Consider the following 20,827-nt stretch of genomic DNA (forward strand, 5'->3'; position numbering starts at 1 on the left):
TCGAGAAAAGCCTCTCGGTGGATAACCTGTTCGTGTTCGTGATCATCATGGCCAAGTTCGCGGTGCCCCGGGTTCACCAGCAGAAGGCGCTGCTGATCGGTATCGTCATTGCGTTGATCATGCGCGGCATCTTCATTGCCGTGGGCGCGGCGGCGATTCATCAGTTCAGTTGGGTGTTCTATATCTTCGGTGCCTTTCTGTTGTGGACGGCCTACAAGCTCGGTAAGGAGGGCTTCGAGGACAACAATGAAGAGGAGGAAGAGTATCGCCCCAACCTGGCCGTGCGTCTGGCGCAGCGCTGGTTGCCCGCGACCGAGCAATATCATGGCCAGCGCCTGATCGCGAAAGTCGACGGCAAGCGGTTGGTGACGCCGCTATTCATGGTGGTCGTGGCGTTGGGCTTCACGGATCTTCTGTTCGCGCTGGATTCCATTCCCGCGATTTATGGGCTGACACGTGAGCCCTACATTGTCTTCACGGCGAACGCTTTTGCACTGCTGGGATTGCTGCAGCTTTACTTCCTGCTGGGCGGCTTGCTGTCACGTTTGGTCTATCTGGGGCTAGGGCTGTCGGTCATTCTGGGGTTCATCGGCGTCAAGCTGGTACTCGATGCGCTGCATGCGAATACGCTGCCATTCATCAACGGCGGCCATCCCATCGAGTCGATTCCCGAGATCCCCATCTGGCTGTCGATGAGCGTGATCGTCGGGGCGCTGGTGGTGACCAGCGTGGCAAGCTTGATCAAGGATCGTCGCGACCGGGCGCGTGCCTGATGGTATGAGGGGAGGGCGGCAGGGCTTCAGTGGGCCTCGACGCCATACAACCGGTGCAATAGCCCGCGCAGCTCGTCCATTGCGCGCGCGGGCGTGTCGCGAGGCGGCTGCATCCCGCGCTTGAAGCCATGCGCCAGAAAGGGGGCGATCAGCGCCGGATCGCCACTGATGACGTGGATCGGTACTTCTTTATTGGGTGTGAAGCCCAGCATGCCCGGCGCCGCCTGATGGTCACCCATGAGAATCAGCAGGGTGTCTTCCTCCACGAAACGCGTGGCGTACTCGCCGGCAACCGCCAACGAGTACGCCAGTGCCGGGCCGTAGCGTTGACGCATGCCGGCGTTGTCCCCCCAGAGTTCGTAAAAGTTGCGCCCGTCGCCCTCCCAACGCGCGAACGCCTTGCCGTCTTCGAGTTCGTCCCAAGGCAGCGGTTCGATCACCGGTACCCAGGGCGCATGGCTGCTGATCAGCGCCAATTCGGCGAATACTGGTTCATGGTGTGTGTTTCGCACCTGGCGGAGGCGATGCCAGACGAACTGATCGGGAATCGTCACCCAGCCCAGGCGGGGCCCGCGATAGTCGAGCCTTGAATCGTCGTGAATCTCGTCGTAGCCGAGTCGCTGCCCTGCGGGCCAATCCCGATAGATCGCCGGCATCATGGCCACGCTGGTGTGTCCGGTTTGTTCGAAGTCGTCGATCAAGGTGGCGCGTGGACTGTCGAGGAAGAGGTCGTAGCGCAGTGTGGAGTCGATCCATAAGCCACTGAGCACGCTAGCATGCGCCAGGCGCGACTGACCGCCGAGCGTGGGCGACATGAGCCGGCCGCTGGCCACACTGAGCCCGGCTTGTGCAAAAGCCTCGGCCATGGCGTCGAGGCGGGCGTTCACCGGCCCGGCGAAGGGAGCACGTTCGAGCGCGGCCATGCCGTAGGATTCCACGAACGCCAGGATGACATCGCGGCCCGCCAGCCCAGGCAGGGGCTGACCCTGGGCGGCGTCCAGAGGGCTCTCGCGCTGTGTCAGGCGTGCCTCGAAGTCGCTCACCGCGGCATGCGTCGCATAGGCGCGCGAGGTTTGGCCGGCGAGCAGACTGACGCCGGGCGTGCCCAACCATGGTATGTGCTGTGTGAGGCCGAGCAATGTGAGGCCCGCGCTCAGGAGGAGCATGCCTGTGAGTCCCGTACGTGCTGCGGCATGGCGTGGGCGCGGCAGGGTGGCAAGCAGGTGCGCAACGCCGGCGCCGAAAGCGAGCAGGATGATGAGGGTTGCCGTCACCAGTACCAGGCTAAGCGTCAGCCCCAGGTTATCGCGCAAAAGCGCCAGGAAAATAGGCAGTTGCGCAGGATCGAGATAGGGGTTGAAGAGACGGCCGCGAATTTCTTGGGTGACCGTGTCACCTAATGCACCGAGCAAGGCGATGGTGATGAGCGCACCGCCTAGGTAGCCCAGCCAGCGTCGACCGTGGTGGCGTGGCCACAGGCTCAGCATGGCAATCAGTACCACGCCCTCCAGGGCCAGCCACGGCATGGCGTCGATGCCGAGGCGGGGGATCGCCGTGGCGATCAGTGCAAGGTTGACGAGTAATAGTGTCAGCCACCAGCGAGCCATGATAGTCCCTTGTCTGTATAGATCAAAAAATATATAAGGCCATTCCTACAAATAACTTCCTGGAATATTCGCGATTCGTCACAATGCGGGCATCGTATCTCTTGTCAGGACATTAGCGGTATGGCGTTCGATGCTTGGTTGACGTTGGCCATCGTGGCGGCGTCTTTTTTATTGATGGCGACGAGTCGTCTCGGTCCCGATGTCATTCTCATGGGGGCGGTGATCGTGCTGTTCGGCGCCGGGATCATAGATGCCGACGAAGCCATCGCCGGCTTTTCCAATACCGGGTTATTTACCGTCGCCTTCATGTACATCCTCGTGGCCAGCATACGCGAGACGGGCGGCGTCGATCTGCTCATCCGCTATGTATTGGGTCGTCCACGTCGTGAGCTAGGAGCTCAGGTGCGTTTGCTGCTTCCTGTCACGGCGACCAGTGCTTTCCTCAACAACACGCCGGTGGTCGCGACGTTCTTGCCGGCGGTGCTGAGCTGGAGCCGGCGGTTGCGCTTGCCGGCACATCGTTTGCTGATGCCGCTGAGTTTCGCCTCCATCCTGGGCGGTACCTGCTCGTTGATGGGCACCAGCACCAATCTAGTGGTGGATGGTCTACTGCGCGAGCGCTACCCCGAGCGGGCCTTGCATTTGTTCGACATCGCTTGGGTCGGTATCCCCGTGGCGCTGGCCGGGCTGGCCTACCTGATGCTGGTAGGCCGCTGGTTGCTGCCCAAGCGTCGCACGGCGTCGGACGTCTTCGAGAATCCGCGTGAATACACCATCGAGATGCAGGTCGATCCGCAAGGTCCCATCGTCGACAAGAGCGTCGAGGAGGCCGGGCTTCGCCATCTCGATGGCTTGTTCCTGGTCGAGATCGAACGCGACGGCAACGTGGTCTCGGTGGTGGGGCGTGGCGAGCGTCTCAAGGCCAACGATCGCCTGGTCTTCGCCGGGACGACGGAAGCGGCGGTGGAGCTGCAACAGATTCGCGGTCTGCGGCCCACCGGACAGGGACAGTCGAGCCTCAAGAAATCCTTCGCCGAGCGGCGTCTGGTCGAAGCGGTCGTTTCGGAACAATGCCAATTCTTGGGGCGGCGTCTGCGCGAGGGACATTTTCGTACCTTCTACGGCGCCTCGGTGCTGGCCGTTTGTCGCCATGGCGAGCGGGTGTCCGGCAATCTGGGGCAGATCCAGCTACAGGCGGCGGACGTGCTGCTCATGGAAGTGCGCCCCGCCTTCATCGAGCGCCATCGCCAGTCGCGGGATTTCCTGCTGATCAGTGAACTCAACGGCCAGGCGCGCCCGCATCACGAACGCGCCTGGGTCGCCTGGTCGATCATGCTGGGCGTCGTCGCCCTGGCGGCGTTCGGTGTCTTGAGCTTGCTCAAGGCGGCGATGCTCGGTGCCGCCCTGGCGCTGGTGACGGGCTGCTGCACGGTCAGTGCCGCGCGGCGGGGGCTGGATACGCAGGTGTTATTGACCATCGCGGCCTCCTTCGGGGTGGGGGCGGCGATGGAAAGCTCCGGCGCCGCCGCGGCCCTGGCCGAGGGGGCGTTGACGTTGGCCGACGGCAATCCGTATTTGTTGCTGATTGGTGCTTATCTGGTGGTGGCGCTGCTGACCGAGATCGTCACCAACAATGCCGCGGCGGTGATCAGCTTTCCCATCGTCACGGGGGCGGCGCAGCAGTTGGGCGTGGATATCATGCCCTTCGTGATTGCGGTGATGTTTGCCGCTTCGGCGAGTTTTCTGACGCCCATCGGCTATCAGACCAACTTGATGGTCTATGGGCCCGGCGGATATCGCTTCAGCGATTATCTGCGCGTGGGCGGCGGGATGAGTGTATTGGTGGGCGCGGTGACGTTGGTGCTGGTTCCGATGATCTGGCCGTTCTGACAGACCTTCGGGAGGCGTGGACAGTGCCACGCGTTTGGCACATCCTGTGCCTTCTCATCCGTGTAAATCGTCTCAAGGAGTCCAGCCGATGGCCGATTCTTCGCCTCTGATCATCGAACCCCGCCAGGCACGCGCGGCCGATGCCACGGTCATTCTCCTGCATGGGCTGGGCGCCGACGGACATGATTTCGAGCCGCTGGTGCCGGCCTTGCCGCTGAATGACTCGCTGGCGGTGCGCTTCATTCTGCCTCATGCGCCACGCCTGGCGGTGACGGTGAACGGTGGCATGGAGATGCCGGCGTGGTACGACATCCTCGACATGAATCTTGGCCGGCGCATCGACGAGGCCCAACTCAAGGCCTCGGCCGACAGCGTGCATGCCCTGATCGATGCTGAAATCGCCAAGGGGATCGACAGCCGCCGCATCGTCGTGGCCGGCTTTTCGCAGGGCGGCGCGGTGGCCTACCATGCGGCATTGACCTATCCTCAGCCACTGGCGGGCCTGCTGGCGCTGTCGACCTACTTCGCCACGGCCGAGTCGATCCAGCCCAGCGATGCCAATCGCGCGTTACCCATCGAGGTGCATCACGGCAGCTTCGATCCGGTGGTGCCCGAAAAATTGGGCCACGAGGGCGCCGAACGGGCCGAGGCGCTGGGCTATGCCGTGCATTACCGTACCTATCCCATGCAGCATGCGCTGTGTCCCGAACAGATTGGTGACATCGGCCACTGGCTGAACGCACGCCTGGGAGCGCAGGAGGCCTGATGCAGACGATGGAAACATCCGATCCCGGTGAGGGCGTGCGCCTTTCCACACCTGCCGCGAAGCGCAATCGCGAGCCGATCCTGGCCTTGTTGCGCGAGGTATTGCCCGCCACGGGGCGCGTCCTCGAAATCGCCAGCGGCAGCGGCGAGCATGCCGTGTATTTCGCTCAACATCTTCCGGCGCTGATTTGGCAACCCAGCGATCCCAGCGCGCAGGCTCGTCGTTCCATCGATGCCTGGCGGCGTCACGCGGCGTTGACGAATATCGCGTCGCCGCTCGCACTGGACGTCACTCAGCCCTGGCCCGACGAAGCCGGTGAGCCGTCCGCCATGCTGTGCATCAACATGCTGCACATCTCGCCCTGGGCCGCGACCCGGGCGCTCTTGCGCGAGGCCGGTCGGCGTCTGCCTGTGGGCGGCGTGCTGGTGGTGTACGGCCCCTTCATGCGTGACGGCGAACACACCGCCGCGAGTAACGCGGCCTTCGATGCCGACCTGCGCCAGCGCGATCCAGCCTGGGGTATACGTGAGTTGGACGATGTCGACGCCGAGGCCCGGCAACACGAACTCGTATTGCAACGCGTCGAGGCGTTGCCGGCGAATAATCTGGGCGTGGTCTTTCGGCGTGCGGCGAATGCTTGAATTCTCGGCCACGGCCCCAAACACTAGGGGCAGTACCGGAATCGTGGCAGCGTCTGCACAAGCGGCGTGGGTCTCGATCCCTTTCCGCAGTCTCATGGAGGAATGGCGATGAACGAAGACTTTTCCATCGAGTTTCGTTTGCCCAAGGGATGCCCGAATTGCGGCAGCCACAAGGTGACGGTCTCCCAGGCGCAACAACCCGACGATATCGTGTTCTGCAGCTCGTGCAATACCGAGATCGGCGATTACCAGACCGCCAAGAAAATGCTCGATGAGATGCCGCGCAGCGAGAACGAGAAACTCATCGAGGATGTCGTCAATAATCGCAAGCCGTCCTCCACCGAAGAATAACTCCGCCATCGGGTTGGCGGTGCCCTCGCTTCGCCACTCCCCATGACATGGTGCCCCGGCCGTTCAGGCCGGGGCATGTGTGTTTCAGGGGGGACAGTGCAGGAACAACAGGTCTCGAGACGCGGTGTCAGAGCAGTTCCTCGGCAGCCAGTGCCAGGCGTGAGCGCTCGACGCTTTTCAGCGTCACGTGGCCGGCATGCGGCCAGTCGCGGAAGCGTTCCACGGCGTAGGCCATGCCACAGGTATTGGCGGTGAGATAGGGTGTGTCGATCTGCCCGACGTTGCCCAGCAGTACCAGCTTGGTATTGCGCCCCGCCCGAGTGATCAGTGCCTTGAGCTGCTTGGGCGTGAAATTCTGTGCTTCGTCGATGATCAGGAAGGTGTCGCTCAGGGTACGCCCGCGCATGAAGCTCGGTGAGCGGATTTGCACGCGGGAGCCGATCAATTGGCGGGTGGCGCCGTCGCTCCAGCTTGAGCTGCCGTGTTGTTCGTCACGTAGCAGGTTGTCCATGTTGTCGTGGAAGGCCCCCATCCAGGGCGACATTTTTTCTTCCTCGGTGCCGGGGAGAAAGCCGATGTCCTCGCCCATGGGGATCGGGGCGCGGGTGAAAACGATGCGCTCGAAGCGTTTGCTGTCCAGGGTTTGCTGGAAGGCCGCCGCCAGCGTCATGTAGGTCTTGCCGGTGCCGGCGTTGCCGGCGATGGTGACCAGATCGATCTCGGGGTCCATCAGTAGATTGAGGGTGAAGTTCTGGCGGCTGTCGTGGGCGTGGACGCCCCATACGCCGTTGTGATGGCGGTAGTTGGTCAGCAGTTGCAAGGTGGCGCGGCGTGGCGCGAGCGAACGCACCACTGCCTCGAAATCGGCGCCATTGTCGCTGTCGGAGACCAGCATGCCGACGTGCCAATCCTTGGGCAGCTCACCGGCGAGATGGTAGAAGGTACCGTCTTGCGTGCGCTCGACATCGACCTCGACGTTCAGCCGATCCCACAGCCCGCGTCCCTCCTGGCCGGCCTCGGCATAGACCTTGGTGCCCTCGATCATGGCGTCGATGTCGTCAAAGGCACGGTCGTTGAGGTAATCCTCCACCGGCACATTCAGCGCCGCCGCCTTGACGCGCAGGTTGATGTCCTTGGTGATCAGAATCACCGACGCGTCGGGACGTTCATTGCGCAGTCGGCAGGTCTCGGCCAATAGTCGGTTATCGGGGGAGTCGACCAGCGGGTCGAGTCTCTTGAGATCGGTGTAGCAGAGAAAGCGCAGACGGCCGCTGGGGCCATGGCTGACGGGCAGGGGAATACCGTCTTGAATCTGCTCGGGAGTGAAACGAGACGTCAGGTCGGACAAGGTACGGCTGACTTGCCGCGCGGTCTGAGCGATTTCACGAACCCCATTCTTGTGCTTGTCGAGTTCCTCGAGCACCGTCATGGGGATGACGACATCATGTTCCTCGAAATGGTAAAGGGCGGCGGGATCATGGATCAGGACATTGGTATCCAGCACATAGAGCCGGGTCGCTTTCTTGTCGAGTCTCACCATCGGGGGAAGCACTCCTTGGTTAACGGCTTCTCCGACCCTGACAGAATGGTGTTGCGCGCATGTGGCACTCGACTCATTCTGGCAGCGTCGCCTGCGAAACAGTCCGGTCGAGGTGGAGTGTCGGGCATTCTCCTTGCGTGTGTTACATGCACTAAGCATGGCCGAGCGACACGAAAATGCAATCCCTGGTCGCTGTCGACGCCATACGCCTCTAGACGAGGTCGCGTGGGATCTCCTCATCCCAGCTCTTGGCGAAGACACGGCTATCGTCCTCGTAGGCATCCAGTGTGGCACGCAGTCGAAAGCTGTCCGCAGTGGAGGTCATCAAGGTACGCGTCACGCTGCGCACCGCCCAGTCGCCACGCCGGAAACACCGCTCCCATTGTGTCCATCCACTGAGGCTGTCGTAGTTGCCGTAGGCATAGGTGTAGCGCTCGGTGATGCGTACCGAGAGTTCAAGATCGATGTCATCCAGGCGGTAGGTGCCCTCGTCATTGATGACTTCGAGCGTGGTCTGGTCATTGGCGAGATCGCGTATCACCCGCCACGTTTCCTGGCTGGGTTGTATCAGTGTCTTGGCGAGCGGTGGGGCGGCCTCGGGTAGCGCAAATTCGGGCAGTGCGGCTTCCTCTTGGGGCTGAGGGTCGCGATACGGTAATAATAACCGGCTGTCGCCGGGGTGAATCGTCAGCTTGACCGGGGCCGGCGAAGGCCAGGCCAGCGGCCAGTAGCTGCTCGAGATCGATAAGCGAATGGCGTTGCCTGCGGGGAACTGCTGGGCGATATGCTTGAGTAGCACGCGCACCCGATAGCGTGTGCCCGGCTCGAGTGGCTGCGGATGCTCGTCGCTGTCACGGTGGGTCAAATTGAGCAGGCCATAGGAAATGCGCGTGGCCTTGTCGTCCGCGGCGATGTCACTGAGGCGTATGGCGACCATTGCCACCGGTTGGTCGGCCTCGATTTCGAGTTCGACCACGGGCTGCCCGCAGATCTCGATGTCCCGATCGAGTCGCGCCGTCTGGAAGACCAGCGCGCCGCCGTCTTCGTCGCGTTGGTCGTGGGGCAGATCCGGTGGTGCGTTGTAGGAGCACCACTTGCCGGCGAACAGTCCCACCGACAGCGGTGAACGTATCGTGAGTGGTATCTCGTCGTGGTCTGCTGAGCGTGTGGAGGTCGCCGTCGCCGGTAGCAGATCGTGACCGCTGGTCAGGCGAAAGGGCTGCATGTCGATGCGCGGCGATGGCCAAGTGGGTTCCGATACCCAGCGCCCGGGACGTGTTTCGTAACGCGCCGAAGGGGGTACCGATTCCTGCATCCAGACGCGCAGCATCGGCTCATCCATGATCCCGGTCGCCTTGCCCTTCAGCCAGTGATCCCACCAGCGCAGCGATTCCTGCAGAAAGCCGATGGCGGGACCCGGCACGCCCAGATGGGGATACTTGTGCGACCAGGGGCCGACCAGCCCCTTGCGGGGTACCTCGAGCCCCGCGAGCAGGCGAAACACGGCGTTGCAGTAGCCATCGGCCCAGCCGCTGACGGCGTAGACGGGGCAGCGAATGCGCGAGAAGTCCTCGCACACCGAACCGTGCTTCCAATAGGCGTCACGGCGTTGATGCTGGAGCCATTTGGCCAGCCACAGGCCGCTGCCCTCGAGGCGTTCCTGCCACATGTCGCGCCAGCGATCGCCGACCAGCAATGGGTCGGGGGGGCAGGCATTGGCATCGAACATGGTCGAGGCCCAGGACAGGTTGTCGCCGAGCAGACAGCCGCCCATGTGGTGGACATCGTCGGCGTAGCGGTCATCGGTCGAGCACAGAGTAATGACGGCCTTGAGTTCGGGGGGCTGCAACGCCGCGATCTGCAGGCCGTTGAAGCCGCCCCAGGAAATGCCGATCATGCCGACATGTCCGGTGCACCATGTTTGTTGCCCCAACCACTTTAGAATCTCGACGCCATCGTCGAGTTCTTGCTGGAGATATTCATCTCGCAGTACGCCATCCGATTCACCACTGCCGCGAATATCGACGCGTACCCCGGCATACCCGTGGCCGGCCCAGTAAGCGTGTGACTGAGCATCGCGCATCGCCGTCAGGTCGCGTTTGCGATACGGCAGATACTCGAGTATTGCCGGTACGGGGTCGCGTTCGGCATCTATCGGGCGCCAGATGCGCACGGCCAGCCGGCAGCCATCGGCGAGCGTGATCCAGTCTTCCTCCTCGTGAATCTGGCGGGGAAAATGGCTGACGATGTGCATAGAGAGGGTGCTCCCTGAAATGTCATGAGCCGGCCCGGTGGCCAAGCGTGTCGATGCTATCGGTCGCTGGGCGGCCTAGCCTACGATGTCGTCGAACTCGAAATGTAGCTGCTCGGCGAGCCGCGCGTAGTTTTCTTCCAGCGCAATGTCATCGTCCGCGCCCATCCACACATAGGCCAGGGCGAAACTGTAGCTATCCTGCTCGGGGAGAGAAGACAGCCGCGTGCCGATCTCGGCCTGTAACGCGATCACGGCACCGGGAAACGCTTTCTCCAAGGCCTCTATTTCCTCTTCCGTCGGCACGCGGCTGATGGTGGCGTCGACGAAGAAGACTCGGTAGAAGAATTTCGCCGCTACCTTGAACGCTCCTTGCCGATAGGGCATGTCGGGCAGTTGGCCCAGTGCCAGGTCCACCGTTATCTGCTGGTGACTGATCCCGTCGACCTTTTCGAATAGATCGCAATGCGATTGCGCGATACGTGTATTGATTTCCAATAACCAGATGCGATCTTGCACTTCGTCCCAGAAATATTCGATGTTGAAGGCGGCGTTGTCGTAGCCGATATGGCTCATCACTTGGCGCGTCAGCTCTCGCATTTTTTCCTGAATATGATCAGGTAGTCGCGAGGGATATCGGTAGTAAAAAAAGCTTAGAACTTGCGGATAACGAATCGAATCGACGATGCCGTAGGGCACGACGTCGCCTTGAAAGATGTAGCCTTCTACCGTGCACTGCCAGCCACCTATGATCTCTTCTGCCATGCAATGACCGCCATCGATGGCGCGCACTTCATCGGGTAGCTTGGCGTGATCGAGGACGAAGTTGAAAGGCTCGGAAATCGTGCCGATGTCTTCGCATAGCCGTGAGATGGCCTGTTCGAAATCTTCAGGACTTTCAATGCGAAATCCCAGTCGTGAACCCGATGATTTGATCGGTTTGACGAAGAAGGGGAAGTAAAGACCTTCTTCACCAATTGCATGCAGTGCCTCAGGATTGAAGGGATCGAAGGCGGTAAAACGCGGGATGTAATCCCCGATGACTTCACGTTGAACACGTCGACTCCAATACTTGTGCTCGCATTTGAGCAGGCTTTCCAGGCTGGTGGAGCGCGTACCGAAGCGCTCGCAGAGCAGGGGTAGCATGGTCGACACGGGAAAATCCATGTAGCCGACGATGGCGTCGATCGGGCCATGGAATTCGTTCAGTTGCGCTTCGGCCCGGGACAGCATGTCCTCGATGGGAAAAATCTCGGTGTCGTAGACCTCCGAGGGGTCGATTACACCATGGAACTGGTAGTGCTCGGCACCACGCAGGTGGTTGAGTCGCTTTCTGTTCAGCTCATCTAACCCGACAACGAAAATATTTCGATCGTTCATAGCCGCCTCCTGGCGATAAAACCGCACCTTCTTTCCCTGACGACGAGATGCGTAAGCATTGTGTCTATATGGCACGCACGGTCTGAGAATCGGCAGCCGAGGATGCCGATGACTGAAGAATAGCGGGTTATCGGCGGTGTGCAGAAAAAAAGAAGAGATACTCAAAAAAACATTGCGTCACGTGTTCGTGATCACCGTTACAAAAGCGCGTCACTTGTCTGGCAGGAAGGGGGCGGGGCTGTTATAAGTGAAGAATCGGGTTCGGTTGTCACGCGATAGGACATTACCCATTGGTAAGGTAATGGTTCAGTATTTCCTTAACAGCGTCGCCAGGCGGCGGGAGGAACATGACGTCAAGACCCCCTACCCTATGTGGCCATATCGTGGCCATTGGCGGTGCCGAGGACAAGACCTCGGAACTGGCCATTCTCAAGCGGGTCTTCGAGCTCGCGCCCGAGGATAGCCATGAAGTCGCCATCATCGCCACGGCGAGCAGCATTCCAGAACAGCTTTTGCCCAGCTACGAAGCCGCCTTCAGGCGCCTGGGCGCCAGCCAGGTGCATTCACTGGACATCCAGGATCGCTACCAGGCCAGCGAGGCCGAGATCGTGAGCTTGATCCAGCGCAGTGGGGTGATTTTTTTCACCGGCGGTGACCAGTTGCGCCTGACCACGGTGCTGGGAGGCTCCGCCACGCTGCGCGCGGTGCGCGAGCGCTTGCGAGCCGGCGCCGTGGTCGCGGGGACCAGTGCCGGGGCGGCGGCGATGCCCAGTACCATGATCTACAACGGTGCGGCGTCGGATGCCTTGCGCAAGGGCGCGGTGAACATGACCTTCGGGCTCGGCTTCGTGCGCGGGATGGTCATCGACAGCCATTTTCTCGAACGGGGACGATTCACGCGCCTGATGGAAGTCGGTGCCAGCAATCCCGAGCAACTCGGCATCGGCCTCGGCGAGGACGCTGCCGTCATCATCTATCCCAATCGTATCCTCGAAACCATTGGGCCGGGGCACGTCATCATCATCGATAGCCGCGATCTGGCGAGTTCCAATATCGCGGAACTGGAAATGGGCGCGCCGGTCGCCGTCGAGAACATGATCCTGCATGCCATGGTCAGCGGCCATGGCTACGACCTCGATGCGCGACGTTACCTGGTCGCCGATGAACTGGAAGCGGTATTGACAAGGAGGCGCCAAGGATGAAGATTCTCGAGCATCGCGCGTTGCGAGGACCGAACTATTACAGCCGCTATCCGGCTATTTTCATGCGTTTGGATATCGAGGCGCTCGAGGAGAGGCCGAGCGATACCGTACCCGGCATTGTCGAGCATCTCACCGAACTCATGCCGACATTGCAGGAACATCGTTGTTCGGTGGGGCGTCCCGGGGGCTTTCTGGAACGGCTGGCACGGGGTACCTGGGCCGGCCATGTCGTCGAGCATGTGGCGATCGAGCTGCAGAACCTGATCGGCTTCTCGGTCGGATATGGCAAGACGGTCGATTCCTACGAAACCGGGATCTACAACGTCGTCTATCGCTATCGCGACGAGGCTTGCGGGCTGGCGGCGGGCGTCGAGGCGGTGGAGATCGTCACCCGGCTGTTCGCGGGCGATGCGGTGGATATCGCCCCGATCGTCGCCCGCCTCAAGGATGTGCGTGACGCCCACATGCTGGGGCCATCGACGGCCTCGATCGTGGCGGCCGCGCAGCGTCGAGGGATTCCCTATGCGCGCCTCGATGAAGATACCAGCTACGTACAACTCGGGCATGGTCATCGTCAGCAACGCTTTCAGGCCACGGTGACCTGTCGCACCAATCTGATCGGCCATGGCATCGCGCATGACAAGGATTGGACCAAGCGAGTGCTCGGTGAGGCGGGCATCCCGGTGCCGCGCGGATACGTTTGTCATTCACGCGATGAGGCGCTCGCCACGGCGCACGAGATCGGCTATCCAGTCGTCGTCAAACCCTTGATCGGCAACCACGGTCGCGGTGTCAGTACGGACATCGAGGATGACCAGGCCCTGGAAAACGCCTTCGCCGTCGCGTCAGGTCACCATGATGGCGTCATCATCGAGCAGTATGTGCGGGGCGAAGATCACCGTCTGCTGGTGATCGACGGCAAGCTCGTAGCGGCGGCTCGGCGGCGTCCGGCCCATGTGATCGGCGACGGCAAGAGCACGCTGCAGACATTGATCGACAACGAGAACCGCGATCCGCGGCGTGGCATCGGCCATGAAAATCTGCTCACGCAGATCGATGTCGACGCCCAGACGCTTCGGCTGCTGGCGCAGCAGAACCTGACCCTGGACAGCGTCATCTCACGCGAGGAGATCGTCTACCTCAAGCCCACTGCAAATCTGAGTACCGGCGGCACGGCGACGGATGTCACCGAGGACGTGCATCCCGATGTGCTCTACACCGCGGAGCGCATCGCCCGCCTGGTGGACCTCGATATCATCGGCATCGACCTGCTTGCCGAGACGTTGACGCGTCCGTTGGAAGAGCAATCGGCGGCCGTGGTCGAGGTCAATGCCGGACCGGGCTTTCGCATGCATCTTTCCCCGACCCATGGCGCCGGCCGCGATGTTGGCCAGCACGTGGTCGATATGCTGTTTCCGGAGAGCGAGGATAACGGCCGTATTCCCATCGTGGCGGTCACCGGCACCAACGGCAAGACGACCACGGTACGTCTGATCTCGCATTTATTGCGCCAGGCGGGGCGCAGCGTTGGTACGGCGTGCACCGGGGCCATCGAGGTCGATAATCACGTCATCATGCGCGGCGACTACAGCGGCCCGCAGGCCGCCACGACGGTGCTGCGCGAGCCCACCGTCGAGTATGCCGTGCTCGAGGTCGCGCGTGGCGGCATCATGCGTCGGGGGCTGGGGTTCGATGAATGCCAGGTCGGCGTGTTGTTGAATATCGCCAGCGATCACCTGGGCGAGAGCGACATCCATACCCTGGACGAACTGGCGCGTTGCAAGAGCGTGGTGATCGATGCGGTCGGCGAGTCCGGCACGGCGGTGCTCAATGCCGACGACCCGCGCGTGCTGGCGAGTGGCGAATGGGCGCGTGGCGACATCATCTACTTTGCGCTGGACCCTGATTCGCCGGTCATACGCGAGCATGTAAGCGACCATGGCGTCGCGTTCACGGTGCATCACGGTCATATCGTGATGCTGCAGGGCCAGGTGGTGGCCGAGGTGCTTCCCGTGGCCAACGCGCCCATCACCTTCGATGGGTTCGCGCGCTTCAATATCGCCAACGCCTTGGCGGCAAGTGCTGCCGCGCATGCGCTGGGGCTGAGTATCGCCGATATCCAACTGGGTTTGCAGACCTTCCATCCGACGCCGGGGCAGAACCCCGGTCGTACCAACCTGATCGATGCCGGGGGCGTGAAGGTACTGATCGATTATGGCCACAACGTGCCGGCACTCGAGGCCTTGAGCGAGCTGGTCAGCCGTATCCCGGCGCAACGGCGTATCGGCGTGGCCAGTGCCCCGGGCAATCGGCGTGACGAGGATCTGGTCGCGCTGGGGGCGATGCTTGCGCATATGCATGACGTCGTTTTCTTGTGCGAGACTGCACCGCGGGGGCGCCCTGAGGGTGAAACCATCGAGTTGCTGCGTGAGGGGGCGGCGTCGGTGCCGAATGCGTGTCGGATCGAGACCGTCATGCAAGAGGCCGATGCAGTTGACCGGGCGCTCGACGAGGCTGCCGAAGGCGATCTACTGGTGTTGCTGGTGGATGATGTCGATGCCGTCACCGAGCGTTTGCGTGGGCAGCGTTTCGAGCCGCCGGCGTCCTCAAACGGCGGCGCAGGAGCCCATCCATGAGTGCTGACAAGGCACGCCCTGCCGATACGATGACGCTATTGCGTGTCGGCGAGGCGTTTACGCCCGAACGCCGCGAGGCGACGGATATCCTCATGGCCGGTGGAAAAATCGTGGCACTGGGACAGGATCTCGACGTTCCCCGTGGCTGGCCCGTCCGCGAAGTGGAGGCGCGCGATCTGATCGCCGTGCCTGCCTTCATCGATCAGCACGTGCATGTCACCGGTGGCGGCGGCGAGGGCGGTTGCGGCACACGCTGCCCGCCGATCGGTGTCCATGACATCGTCTCGATGGGCATCGGCACGCTGGTGGGCGTGCTGGGGACCGACAGCATCAGCCGCTCGCCGGCCGATTTGCTGGCCGCGGTGCGGGGGCTGGCGGCCGAGGGGCTAGCCGCCTACATGTACACGGGGGCATATCGCGTGCCGGCGCCGACCCTCACCGGCGATATCCAGCGCGATCTGGCCTGGATCCCCGAGGTCATCGGGGTAGGCGAAATCGCCATCTCGGATCACCGCTCCAGCCAGCCGCGCCAGGACGAGCTCGAACGGCTGGTGAGCGAGGCGCGGGTCGGTGCCATGCTGGCCGGCAAGCGGGGCATCTGTCATTTCCATCTCGGCGACGGCAAACGCGGCCTGGCGCCTCTGCGGCGTTTGCTGGAAGAGACCGAGATTCCGCCCGACCAGATCATCCCGACCCATGTGAACCGTCGCCCTGAATTGCTCGAGGAGGCGGCGGAGTATGCGCTGGCGTTCGATGCCAGTGTGGATGTCACTGCATTCGAAGATGCCGGCGACGGGCTTTCCGCCTTCGACGCAGTGTCGCGACTCCTGGCGCGTGGCGTTCCGTCGGCGCGCATCACCCTGAGTTCCGACTGCAATGGCAGTCTGCCGGAATTCGATGCCGATGGCGCCTACGTGGGGATGCAGGTGGCGCGCAATACGGCGCTGATCGGGGATTGGCAACGCCTCGTGCAGGACGAGGTATTGCCACTCGAATCGGCGCTGGAACTGCTGACCACTAACGTTGCCCGCGTGCTGGGCCTGCATGCTCACAAGGGACGCCTGGCGCTGGGGTTCGATGCCGATATCACCTTGCTCGATCGCGCCCTGCGTCCCCAGCGCACCTTCGTCGCGGGGCGCTGTCTGTATGGTGACATAGGCGAATAGATGATGGCAGACGTCATGTGCTGATCATGACGTCGTTGCCTTCGATCTTGACCTCCCAGGTACGCAGATGAACGCTTTCGTCCTCGACGCAGACGCCGTCGCGCAAGCGGAAGTGCTGCTTGTAGAGTGGCGAGGCGATGACCGGCTCGCCCTTGATATCGCCGACGATGCCGCGGGCGAGGACGTTGGCGTTGGAGAACGGATCGTGGTTGGCCACGGCGTAGATCTCGGGCGTCCGGCCGGGCAGGTACAGAAGCGCGACTTGCGTGTCGGTGCCGTCCAGCCAGGCGGCCACACCGGAATGCGCCACCAGATCGGCCTTTGCGCACAGCGTCTGCCAGGTCACTTCGCTCTTGAGGGCTGTTGCAGTGTTCATGGTGTTTTCCTCATTAGTGTCCAATAGCTTAGGCCGGCCGGAGCTGGCCGCGCTCCTCGGTCACGATGATGTCCGGATCGGGGCGGCTGTCATTGACGAAGGTGCGAAAGCGCGTGAGCTTCTCCGGACTGGAGAGGGTGTTGGCCCATTCGCACTCATAGGTGTCGATGACGTGTTGCATCTGGGCCTCCAGCGCGTCGCCGAGGCCGAGACTGTCGTCGAGTACCACGTCCTTGAGATAGGCGAGTCCCCCGTCGAGGTTCTCGCGCCACACCGAGGTGCGCTGCAGGCGGTCGGCGGTGCGGATGTAGAACATCAGGAAGCGGTCGATGGTGCGGATCAACTGCGCGTCGTCGAGATCGGTGGCGAACAGCTCGGCATGACGCGGACGCATGCCGCCGTTGCCGCACACGTAGAGGTTCCAGCCGTGTTCGGTGGCGATCACGCCGACATCCTTGCTTTGCGCCTCGGCGCACTCGCGGGTACAGCCGGAGACGGCGAACTTGAGCTTGTGCGGCGAGCGCAGCCCCTTGTAGCGTTCCTCGAGGCGGATCGCCATGCCCACGCTGTCCTGCACGCCATAGCGGCACCAGGTGCTACCCACGCAGGATTTCACCGTGCGCGTGGCCTTGCCGTAGGCGTGGCCGGTCTCGAAGCCGGCCTCGATCAGTTCGCCCCAGATGTCGGGGAGCTGATGCAACTGGGCGCCGAACAGGTCGACGCGCTGTCCGCCGGTGATCTTGGTGTAGAGCCCGTACTTCTTGCCGACTTCGCCCAGCACGATCAGCTTCTCGGGTGTGATCTCGCCGCCGGGGATGCGGGGCACCACGGAGTAGGTACCGTTCTTCTGCATGTTGGCCATGAAGGTGTCGTTGGTGTCCTGCAGCGGCACGTGGGCGGCATCGGTGATTGGCTCGTTGAAGCAGGCCGCCAGGATCGAGGCCACCGCGGGCTTGCAGATATCGCAGCCGAGCTTCGGGGCTGATGAAGAGCCAAGCTTCGGGGCTGATGAAGAGCCGAGGCCGTGACCGGTGGTCGTGCCGTGCTTTTCGATCAGTTCGCTGAAGGTCTTGATGCCCTCCACGCGGACAATGGAATAGAGCTCTTGGCGGGTGTGAGCGAAGTGCTCGCACAGCGATTGATCGACCTCGACACCGCGCGCTTCCAGTTCATGATCGACAACACTCTTGAGCAGCGCCGCGCAGCCGCCGCAGCCGGTGCTGGCCTTGGTCTCGCCTTTGACGCTGGCCAGATCCAGGGCGCCGTCGTCGAGCGTGGCGCAGATATCGCCCTTGGTGACGTTGTGGCATGAGCAGATCGTCGCCGTTTCGGGCAGCGCGTCCGGCCCCAGGGTGGGGGCGCCATCACTGGAGGGCAGGATCAGCGAGGCCGGGTCCTCGGGGAGCTCGAGGCCGTTGGCGTAGTACTGCATCAGGGTGTCGTAGGTCGCGTTGTCGCCGACCAGCATGGCGCCGAGTAGTTTCTTGGCGTCGCTGGACACCACCAGCTTGCGGTATTCCTGCTTGATCTCGTCCAGGTAGCGGAAGGTGCGCGCGCCCGGCGTGCGATCACCATGGGCGTCGCCGATGGCACCGACATCCACGCCCAGCAGCTTGAGCTTGGTGCTCATGTCGGCGCCGGTGAAGGTCGCATCGCCCTCGGTCAGCGTGGCGGCGGCGACTTTCGCCATCTGATAGCCCGGCGCGACCAGCCCGAAGATGCTTTGATTCCACAATGCGACCTCGCCGACGGCGAGGATCGCGGGGTCGCTGGTCAGGCAGCGGTCATCGATGACCACGCCACCACGTTCGCCGATTTCCAGGGCGCAGTCTCGCGCCAGTTGATCGCGAGGCCGGATGCCGGCGGAGAACACGATGAGATCGGTTTCCAGCATCTTGTCGTCCTGGAAGACCATGCGGTGAAAGCTCGTCTCGCCGGCCTCGATACGCTGCGTGGCGCGATCGGTGAGCACCTGCACGCCCAGGGCTTCGATCTTCTCGCGCAGCAACTTGCCGCCTTCGGCGTCCACCTGCATGGGCATCAGACGGGGCGCGAACTCGACCACGGCGGTATCCAGGTTCAGGCCGCGCAGGGCATTGGCGGCCTCCAGGCCCAGCAGGCCACCGCCGACGACCACGCCGGTGGTGGCGTCTTCGGCGGCCTCGCGAATGGCATCGAGGTCATCCAGGGTGCGATAGACCAGGCATTTCTCGCGGTCGTTGCCGGGAATCGGCGGCACGAACGGGTAGGAGCCGGTCGCCAGAACCAGGCGATCATAGGGATGACGGCCAGATTCGGTGACGACCTCGTTGGTGTCGCGATCGATGGCGGTCACGCTGTCGTGAATGCGCAGTTCGATGCCGTGCTCGGCGTAGTAGTCGGTACTCGAGAGCGCCAGTGACTGGGCATCACGGCCGCTGAAGTATTCAGAGAGGTGTACGCGGTCGTAGGCCGGATGGCGCTCCTCGCCGAACACGATGATGGCGTATTGGCGATGGGCGCCGAGCTCGACGAGCTGCTCGATCAGGTGATGGCCGACCATGCCGTTGCCGATCACGATCAAGCGCGGTGCGTTGGGGGGTGTGGGCATGCTCATGCGGCTTCCTCCGATAGAGTGTCGGGCGTATCGAGTAACGGTTGCGCGTCGTGCTCGCCGAATAGCAGCGCTTGGCGGCCGGCGCTCAGGTCATGGCCGGCCAGGGCGCATTGGAAGTACCACGGGCCGGCGGCGGTATCGCCGTAGAGGACAGCGCCTTCCAGGCGGCCATCGCGAAGCAGTAGGCGGCGGTAGTCGCCGTGCTGCGGGTCGTGATAAGTGAGCACGTCGTGCTCGGGCGCGGGCGTGATGGGGCCGAAGGCGTACAGCGAGATCCCGCTGACCTTGAGCTTGGTGGCGCAGGGGCGTTCGCGGTAGGGCTCGGGTGTGTCGCCGCACAACCGTGCGGCGAGTACTTCGACCTGGCGCCAGATGGGCTCGATCAAGCCGTAGGTGGTGCCCTCGAACTCACAGCATTCGCCGAGCGCTGAAATGTGCGGATCGGAAGTGGTCATGAAGGCATCGACCTGAATGCCGCGCGCGGTCGTCAGGCCGGCGCGTTCGGCGAGTGAGGTGTTGGGCACGATGCCGATCGCCGCGACGACGCAGTCGGCCGCGAGCGTGGTCCCGTCGCTCAGGACGACACCGGTGGCGCGCTGGCCGTCGGCATTCGGGGCATAGGCCGCGAGGTCGGCGCCGGTGTGGATCTCAAGGCCGCGGGCGCGCAGCTCGGCGGCGAGCATGCCGGCGGCAGTGGCGTCGAGCTGGCGGTTCATCAGGTGCGTCGCGCGGTGCACGACGCTGACCGTCATGCCGCGCTTGCGCATGCCTTCGGCGGCTTCCAGGCCGAGCAAGCCGCCGCCGATGACCACGGCGCGGCCGCCTGCGTCGGCCAGGCTGGCCAGCCGCTCGCCGTCCTCGAGATCACGAAAGGCGTGGATGCCGTCGAGGTCGCTGCCCGTCACCGAGGGGCGTGCGGCACGCGATCCGGTGGCGAGCACCAGCCGGTCGTAGGCGAGTCGGCGTCCCTGGTCGGTGGTCAACGTCCGGCATCGCCGATCGATGGCGGTGGCGCGCTCGCCGGCGATCAGGGTCACGCCTTGCGCCGTGTACCAATCGCGCTCGCGCAGCGTCAGTGCCGAGCGGTCCATCTCGCCGGCCAGCCAGGGCGAGAGCAGGATGCGGTTATAGGCCGTCTCCGGTTCGTCGCCGAGGATGGTGATGTGACGCGGACGATGGGGATGCGCCAGCACGCGCTCAAGCAAGCGATGCCCGGCCATGCCGTTGCCGACGATCACCAGATGTTCGTCGTTTGCGCTCATGCCCCTGTGCCTCCCTGAAAATGTACTGCAGAAACGCAAAAGCGCCTGACACCCGATGGGGAAATCGGATGCCAGGCGCCTTTGCCTGAAGGTAATCGTGTTGTCATGAACCGTGTGTCGGCTCCGGCCGGCGCGAGACGTATGTGCGTCTCAAGCCCAAGGGGTCGACGTTGACCCGCCTTGCCCTGAGTTATGCCAGAGGCATGCCAATCGTCCGCTAAGGCTTTCTTTTCAGTCGTTTGGGCGGTTTTGGTAGCCCGCGTCGGTGGCAGCGGATGGCGAGACGTGTGCGCTGGTTGTGCGAATGGCGCGCGGATTGCACCAGGCTGGTGCCTCGGGGTGTGAGTAGGCACGGGACCGCCAGCCAGGTGCCAGTCCAAGTGGTTGTTT

Annotated in this window: 15 protein-coding genes; 8 read left to right on the top strand and 7 right to left on the bottom strand. The window is 62.9% G+C overall.

Features of this window, described 5'->3' with window-relative positions; translation table 11 throughout:
- Positions 1-773: TerC/Alx family metal homeostasis membrane protein (locus C8E00_RS00005; protein WP_133693151.1), on the top strand; the 773-nt coding region annotated here is incomplete at its 5' end.
- A 26-nt stretch (positions 774-799) separates the two neighbouring features.
- Here the strand turns inward: C8E00_RS00005 and C8E00_RS00010 are convergent.
- A complete protein-coding gene (locus C8E00_RS00010) occupies positions 800-2,380 on the bottom strand; it encodes an alkaline phosphatase family protein (RefSeq protein ID WP_133693153.1) in 1,581 nt (526 codons plus the stop codon).
- Between the two features lie 120 nt (positions 2,381-2,500).
- Here C8E00_RS00010 and C8E00_RS00015 point away from each other — a divergent pair, with 120 nt between their 5' ends.
- The 4 genes from C8E00_RS00015 to C8E00_RS00030 all read left to right on the top strand — a co-directional run bounded on the left by C8E00_RS00015 (position 2,501) and on the right by C8E00_RS00030 (position 6,028).
- Positions 2,501-4,270, top strand: coding sequence for an SLC13 family permease (locus tag C8E00_RS00015; protein ID WP_133693155.1), 1,770 nt, complete (start codon positions 2,501-2,503; stop codon positions 4,268-4,270).
- Positions 4,271-4,358: 88 nt separating this feature from the next.
- Positions 4,359-5,036, top strand: coding sequence for an alpha/beta hydrolase (locus tag C8E00_RS00020; protein ID WP_133693157.1), 678 nt, complete (start codon positions 4,359-4,361; stop codon positions 5,034-5,036).
- Complete coding sequence (locus C8E00_RS00025; protein WP_133693159.1) at positions 5,036-5,677, top strand: DUF938 domain-containing protein; 642 nt, start codon at positions 5,036-5,038, stop codon at positions 5,675-5,677. The genes C8E00_RS00020 and C8E00_RS00025 overlap by 1 nt, the downstream gene beginning before the upstream one ends.
- Before the next feature lie 108 nt (positions 5,678-5,785).
- The gene (locus C8E00_RS00030) at positions 5,786-6,028 is read left to right on the top strand and encodes a hypothetical protein (protein ID WP_133693161.1); all 243 of its coding nucleotides are present in this window, start codon (positions 5,786-5,788) and stop codon (positions 6,026-6,028) included.
- Positions 6,029-6,155: 127 nt separating this feature from the next.
- Here C8E00_RS00030 and C8E00_RS00035 read toward each other — a convergent pair whose 3' ends face one another.
- The 3 genes from C8E00_RS00035 to C8E00_RS00045 form a co-directional block, all read right to left on the bottom strand.
- On the bottom strand, positions 6,156-7,568 hold the full coding sequence (locus C8E00_RS00035; RefSeq protein WP_133693163.1) for a PhoH family protein: 1,413 nt from the start codon (positions 7,566-7,568) through the stop codon (positions 6,156-6,158).
- 211 nt (positions 7,569-7,779) lie between these two features.
- A complete protein-coding gene (locus tag C8E00_RS00040) occupies positions 7,780-9,822 on the bottom strand; it encodes a CocE/NonD family hydrolase (RefSeq protein ID WP_133693165.1) in 2,043 nt (680 codons plus the stop codon).
- Positions 9,823-9,897: 75 nt separating this feature from the next.
- On the bottom strand, positions 9,898-11,199 hold the full coding sequence (locus C8E00_RS00045) for an ATP-grasp domain-containing protein (RefSeq protein WP_133693167.1): 1,302 nt from the start codon (positions 11,197-11,199) through the stop codon (positions 9,898-9,900).
- A gap of 347 nt (positions 11,200-11,546) precedes the next feature.
- Here C8E00_RS00045 and C8E00_RS00050 point away from each other — a divergent pair, with 347 nt between their 5' ends.
- The 3 genes from C8E00_RS00050 to iadA are packed head-to-tail and all read left to right on the top strand — an operon-like array spanning position 11,547 to position 16,203.
- Positions 11,547-12,401 (top strand): cyanophycinase, encoded by an 855-nt coding sequence (locus C8E00_RS00050; RefSeq protein WP_133693169.1) that lies wholly within the window; start codon positions 11,547-11,549, stop codon positions 12,399-12,401.
- A complete protein-coding gene (gene cphA / locus C8E00_RS00055; protein WP_133693171.1) occupies positions 12,398-15,037 on the top strand; it encodes a cyanophycin synthetase in 2,640 nt (879 codons plus the stop codon). Before C8E00_RS00050 ends, cphA begins: the two co-directional genes overlap by 4 nt.
- Entirely contained in the window at positions 15,034-16,203 is a 1,170-nt protein-coding gene (iadA, locus tag C8E00_RS00060) for a beta-aspartyl-peptidase (protein WP_133693173.1), read from the top strand. Before cphA ends, iadA begins: the two co-directional genes overlap by 4 nt.
- Positions 16,204-16,216: 13 nt before the next feature.
- Here iadA and nirD read toward each other — a convergent pair whose 3' ends face one another.
- From nirD to C8E00_RS00075, 3 genes are read right to left on the bottom strand one after another with little or no spacing between them, the layout of a single operon-like run.
- Entirely contained in the window at positions 16,217-16,579 is a 363-nt protein-coding gene (gene nirD / locus C8E00_RS00065; RefSeq protein WP_133693176.1) for a nitrite reductase small subunit NirD, read from the bottom strand.
- 28 nt (positions 16,580-16,607) lie between these two features.
- Positions 16,608-19,169: a nitrite reductase large subunit NirB gene (gene nirB / locus C8E00_RS00070; RefSeq protein ID WP_133694448.1), complete on the bottom strand. Its 2,562-nt coding sequence runs from the start codon at positions 19,167-19,169 to the stop codon at positions 16,608-16,610.
- Positions 19,170-19,171: 2 nt separating this feature from the next.
- The gene (locus tag C8E00_RS00075; RefSeq protein WP_133693177.1) at positions 19,172-20,437 is read right to left on the bottom strand and encodes an NAD(P)/FAD-dependent oxidoreductase; all 1,266 of its coding nucleotides are present in this window, start codon (positions 20,435-20,437) and stop codon (positions 19,172-19,174) included.
- Between the last annotated feature and the right edge of the window lie 390 nt (positions 20,438-20,827).

Origin of the sequence: Chromohalobacter marismortui (assembly GCF_004364315.1) — a bacterium.
Classification (GTDB): Bacteria; Pseudomonadota; Gammaproteobacteria; order Pseudomonadales; family Halomonadaceae; genus Chromohalobacter; species Chromohalobacter marismortui.

Excerpts from the sequence above, each read along its gene's own strand:
- C8E00_RS00040 (WP_133693165.1), bottom strand. The coding sequence starts at position 9,822 with ATGCACATCGTCAGCCATTTTCCCCGCCAGATTCACGAGGAGGAAGAC.
- C8E00_RS00075 (WP_133693177.1), bottom strand. The coding sequence starts at position 20,437 with ATGAGCGCAAACGACGAACATCTGGTGATCGTCGGCAACGGCATGGCC.
- C8E00_RS00030 (WP_133693161.1), top strand. The coding sequence starts at position 5,786 with ATGAACGAAGACTTTTCCATCGAGTTTCGTTTGCCCAAGGGATGCCCG.
- C8E00_RS00050 (WP_133693169.1), top strand. The coding sequence starts at position 11,547 with ATGACGTCAAGACCCCCTACCCTATGTGGCCATATCGTGGCCATTGGC.
- C8E00_RS00045 (WP_133693167.1), bottom strand. The coding sequence starts at position 11,199 with ATGAACGATCGAAATATTTTCGTTGTCGGGTTAGATGAGCTGAACAGA.
- cphA (WP_133693171.1), top strand. The coding sequence starts at position 12,398 with ATGAAGATTCTCGAGCATCGCGCGTTGCGAGGACCGAACTATTACAGC.
- C8E00_RS00035 (WP_133693163.1), bottom strand. The coding sequence starts at position 7,568 with ATGGTGAGACTCGACAAGAAAGCGACCCGGCTCTATGTGCTGGATACC.
- C8E00_RS00025 (WP_133693159.1), top strand. The coding sequence starts at position 5,036 with ATGCAGACGATGGAAACATCCGATCCCGGTGAGGGCGTGCGCCTTTCC.
- iadA (WP_133693173.1), top strand. The coding sequence starts at position 15,034 with ATGAGTGCTGACAAGGCACGCCCTGCCGATACGATGACGCTATTGCGT.
- C8E00_RS00015 (WP_133693155.1), top strand. The coding sequence starts at position 2,501 with ATGGCGTTCGATGCTTGGTTGACGTTGGCCATCGTGGCGGCGTCTTTT.
- nirB (WP_133694448.1), bottom strand. The coding sequence starts at position 19,169 with ATGCCCACACCCCCCAACGCACCGCGCTTGATCGTGATCGGCAACGGC.
- nirD (WP_133693176.1), bottom strand. The coding sequence starts at position 16,579 with ATGAACACTGCAACAGCCCTCAAGAGCGAAGTGACCTGGCAGACGCTG.
- C8E00_RS00020 (WP_133693157.1), top strand. The coding sequence starts at position 4,359 with ATGGCCGATTCTTCGCCTCTGATCATCGAACCCCGCCAGGCACGCGCG.
- C8E00_RS00010 (WP_133693153.1), bottom strand. The coding sequence starts at position 2,380 with ATGGCTCGCTGGTGGCTGACACTATTACTCGTCAACCTTGCACTGATC.